This is a genomic window from Cellulosimicrobium cellulans (genome assembly GCF_001722485.1).
Lineage (GTDB): Bacteria > Actinomycetota > Actinomycetes > Actinomycetales > Cellulomonadaceae > Cellulosimicrobium > Cellulosimicrobium cellulans_A.
Window position 1 is genome coordinate 1 of sequence record NZ_LWGL01000247.1, and the last position, 3,228, is coordinate 3,228.

Consider the following 3,228-nt stretch of genomic DNA (forward strand, 5'->3'; position numbering starts at 1 on the left):
GTCGATCCCCTTGCGGTCGATGGTCTTGATGCCCCGCGCGCTGACGCGCAGCGTGACGTGGCGCCCGAGCGAGGGCACCCAGTAGCGCTTCTTCTGGATGTTGGGGTCGAAGCGCCGCTTGGTCCGCACGTGCGAGTGCGAGATCGAGTGGCCGAACCCCGGCGAGGTGCCGAGCACCTGGCAGACGGCGGACATGGTCGTTCCTTCCTACGGACCCGGCGAGACTAGTTACTGAGAATCGTTCTCGTCAAGGTGTAGGGTGAACAGGTCCGCCCGCCCGGATGTTCCCGCGGCCAGAACTGGAGCACCTGCATGACCACCCACCACCCGGACACGACCGACCCCCGCACCCCGCTGAGCGTCCTCGCGACCGTCGACCCCGTCCTGCGGGACTCCGCGGTCTTCGGCCTCGCCGTCGGCTCCCCCGGCGTCGTCGTCCTGCGGCACGACATCCGCGCGAGCGAGGGCGAGCTGCGCCGGGTCGTCGTCGACGCCACGGGCGTGCTCGAGGACGAGCGCGTCCCGCTCGAGCACGCGTGCCTGTCGTGCGCGGTGCGCGAGGACGCCCTCCCGACGCTGCGCCGGCTCGCGGAGCAGGACCGCTGGGACCACCTCGTCCTGGCCCTGCCCGTCGGGGCGGAGTCGCTGCCCGTCGCGCGAGCGCTCTCCGCCGCCACCTCGCCGGGCGACCTGCTCGACCGCCTCCGGCTCGCGACGGTGGTCGCCGTCGCGGACGTCGACACGCTCGAGCACGACCTGCTCGACGACGACCTCGTCGACGAGCGCGGCATCGCTCTCACCGCCGACGACCAGCGCGCCGTCGGCGAGGTGCTCGCCGCGCAGCTCGAGCACGCCGACCTCGTCGTCACGACGGGCGACCCGGCGGCGTCGGCCACGGGCTCCGGCCTCGTCGACCGCCTCCGCGGCGTCGGCACGCGGCGCCTCGACGGCCTGCACGCGCTCGACGCCGCCGACCTCGCCCGCGGCCACCACGACGCCGCGGCCGGCGAGCGCCGCGCCCACCCGCTCGGCGCCCGGGGGGCCGGGCGCCCGGCGGACGTCGAGCGCCGTGCGGGCGACCGGAGCTGGACGCTCGAGCTGCGGTCGTCGCGCCCGTTCGACCCGGAGCGCCTGCTGCGCCGCATCGAGGACCTCGGCACCGGGCGCCTGCGCTCGCGCGGCGTCTTCCACGTCGCCAACAGACCCGACTCGCTGTGCGCGTGGGACGGCGCCGGCGGCCAGCTCTGCATCGGCGAGCTCGGCACGTGGGACGACGCGACCACGGCCGAGGGCAGCGTCGTCCGGCCGCACACGCGGATCGTCGTCGTGGGGTCCACCGACCCCGGCCTCGCGCCGGGGGCGGACGACGAGCGCGACCTCCTGCTCGCGGCGTTCCGTGACGTGCTCGCGACGCCCGACGAGCTCGCCGACGGCGGGCTGCGCTGGCTCGGCCGGGACGACGTCCTCGCGCCGTGGCTCGGGGCGCGCACCGACGCGCTCTGACGCGACAGGGCAGCCGGGGTTGCCCGGACCGACCGACCCGACCGACCCGGGGATGACGAACCGGTGGCGGTCCGCCACCAGAGCTCCCCCCAGCTGAGCTCTCGTCGCGGACCGCCACCGGTCCGGGCGCCGTCGCGTGACCCGTCGCGTCGGCGTTTCCCCCACCACCGAAAGAGGGTGGAATACGGAGTTTCGTACCGACCCTACAGTGACCTGCATCACAGCGCGACGTCGGCGTTCGCCCGACCGTGCCCCGGGCGGCTCAGCACGCCGCGGTCACCTGCACCCACGCGCTCTCGCCCTCCTCGCACGTCTGGACGGCGGGGAACACGAGCGTCTCGCCGGCAGCGTCCGGCAGTTTGAGGGACAGCTCGAAGGTGTCGCGGTGGTCGTGCGGGAGCGGCGTCCGCGCGGTGTAGACGATCTCGGCGACGCGTTGCGTGTACTGGCCGCCGTGCCCGTCGTCCACGGGCTCCGCGAGGTCCTCCATCACCTTCTCGACGTCCCAGCCGGGAACGGTGGCGCGCTGGGTCTATCGCATGGGAGTGCCTTTCCGAAGGGTGGTGAGGGAGGCGCGCCCGCACGACGACGTGCGGGCGCGAGGACGGGTGTTCAGGCGGTTGCGCCGAGAAGGCCCTGGCCCAGGTGCTCGCCGTCCCGCGCACCCGGCGGGACGGCGAAGACCGCGGACCCGACCGGCGTCGTCCACTCGTTGAGCAGGTCGAGCTCGTCGAGCCGCCGCTGGATCGGCACGAGCTGCCGGTCGACGTCGGCCTGGAACGTGACGAACAGCAGCCCCGAGTCCGACAGGGCGCCGGCCGGCGGCGGGTCGTCGTAGTTGTACGCGCGGCGCAGGAACCGCTGCTCGGGGTCGTCGGTACGCGCGCGGCGGATGTGCGCGAACGTCCCGATGACCTTGAAGCCGTTCGGGCCCTTCGCCTCGAGGTCGGGCTCGTCGTGCTCGCGCGTCCCCGTGAGCGGGGCGCCCGTGTCGAGACGGCGTCCGACCGACTCCTCGCGGCCGGCGCGGTCGAGCTCGTCCCACGTGTCGAGGTTCATCGCGATGCGGCGCACGACCATCGACGTGCCGCCCGCGAGCCAGCCGCGCGAGGTGTCCGCGTGCCACACGAGGTCCGGGTCGGCGGCCGGGTCGAGGTTCCGCGTGCCGTCGACCTGGCCCATGAGGTTGCGCATGGTCGTGCCGGGCCGCTCGGTGCCGGGCGACCGGCGGAACCCGCGCTGCACCCACCGCACCGTGGTGAACGTCCGCGCCTCCTTGACCAGCAAGCGCACGGCGTGGGACACGGTCACCTCGTCGTCGGCGCAGACCTGCAGCACGAGGTCGCCGCCGGACCAGCGGTCCTCGAGCCGGTCGACGCCGAACGCGGGCAGCGGACGCAGCCACGACGGGCGCCGGTCCTCGAGCCCGGCCGCCGTGAACACGCCCGGCCCGTAGCCGAGCGTCACCGTGAGCCGGGCCGGCACGGCGGCGAGCTCGGGCTCGGTGTCCGTGAGGCCCGGCCGCCCGGCCATGAGCCGCTCGACGTCGTCGGTCCAGATGCCCATGAGGCGCACGAGCGCCTCGCGGTCCACGCCGTCGACGAGGTCGAGCGCCACGAACGCCGCGAACGACTGCGGCACGGTGTCGACGCCCGGCTGACGCTCGCCGCGGAACGCGACGGTCGCGCGCCCCGCCGCGTCCGGCGGCGCGGGCGGCGGCTCGGC

The 3,228-nt window shown here is 74.9% G+C and carries 3 protein-coding genes and 1 pseudogene; 1 reads left to right on the top strand and 3 read right to left on the bottom strand.

Annotated features, from left to right (window positions below; all coding sequences use genetic code 11):
- Nucleotides 1-195: 50S ribosomal protein L28 (gene rpmB, locus JZ5iCDA_RS16450; RefSeq protein ID WP_069388110.1), on the bottom strand; the 195-nt coding region annotated here is incomplete at its 3' end.
- A 117-nt stretch (nt 196-312) separates the two neighbouring features.
- Between rpmB and JZ5iCDA_RS16455 the strand changes: the two genes are divergently transcribed.
- Nucleotides 313-1,503, top strand: coding sequence for a CobW family GTP-binding protein (locus JZ5iCDA_RS16455; RefSeq protein ID WP_069388111.1), 1,191 nt, complete (start codon nt 313-315; stop codon nt 1,501-1,503).
- Between the two features lie 262 nt (nt 1,504-1,765).
- Here JZ5iCDA_RS16455 and JZ5iCDA_RS16460 read toward each other — a convergent pair.
- Together JZ5iCDA_RS16460 and JZ5iCDA_RS16465 are read right to left on the bottom strand one after the other, a co-directional pair.
- A pseudogene (locus tag JZ5iCDA_RS16460) lies at nt 1,766-2,014 on the bottom strand (DUF1775 domain-containing protein); the annotation flags it as partial.
- Nucleotides 2,015-2,115: 101 nt separating this feature from the next.
- Nucleotides 2,116-3,228 (bottom strand): Dyp-type peroxidase (locus JZ5iCDA_RS16465; protein ID WP_069388113.1); only part of this gene is annotated, 1,113 nt, incomplete at its 5' end.

Coding starts and splice junctions, on each gene's coding strand:
- JZ5iCDA_RS16455 (WP_069388111.1), top strand. CDS start 313: ATGACCACCCACCACCCGGACACGACCGACCCCCGCACCCCGCTGAGC.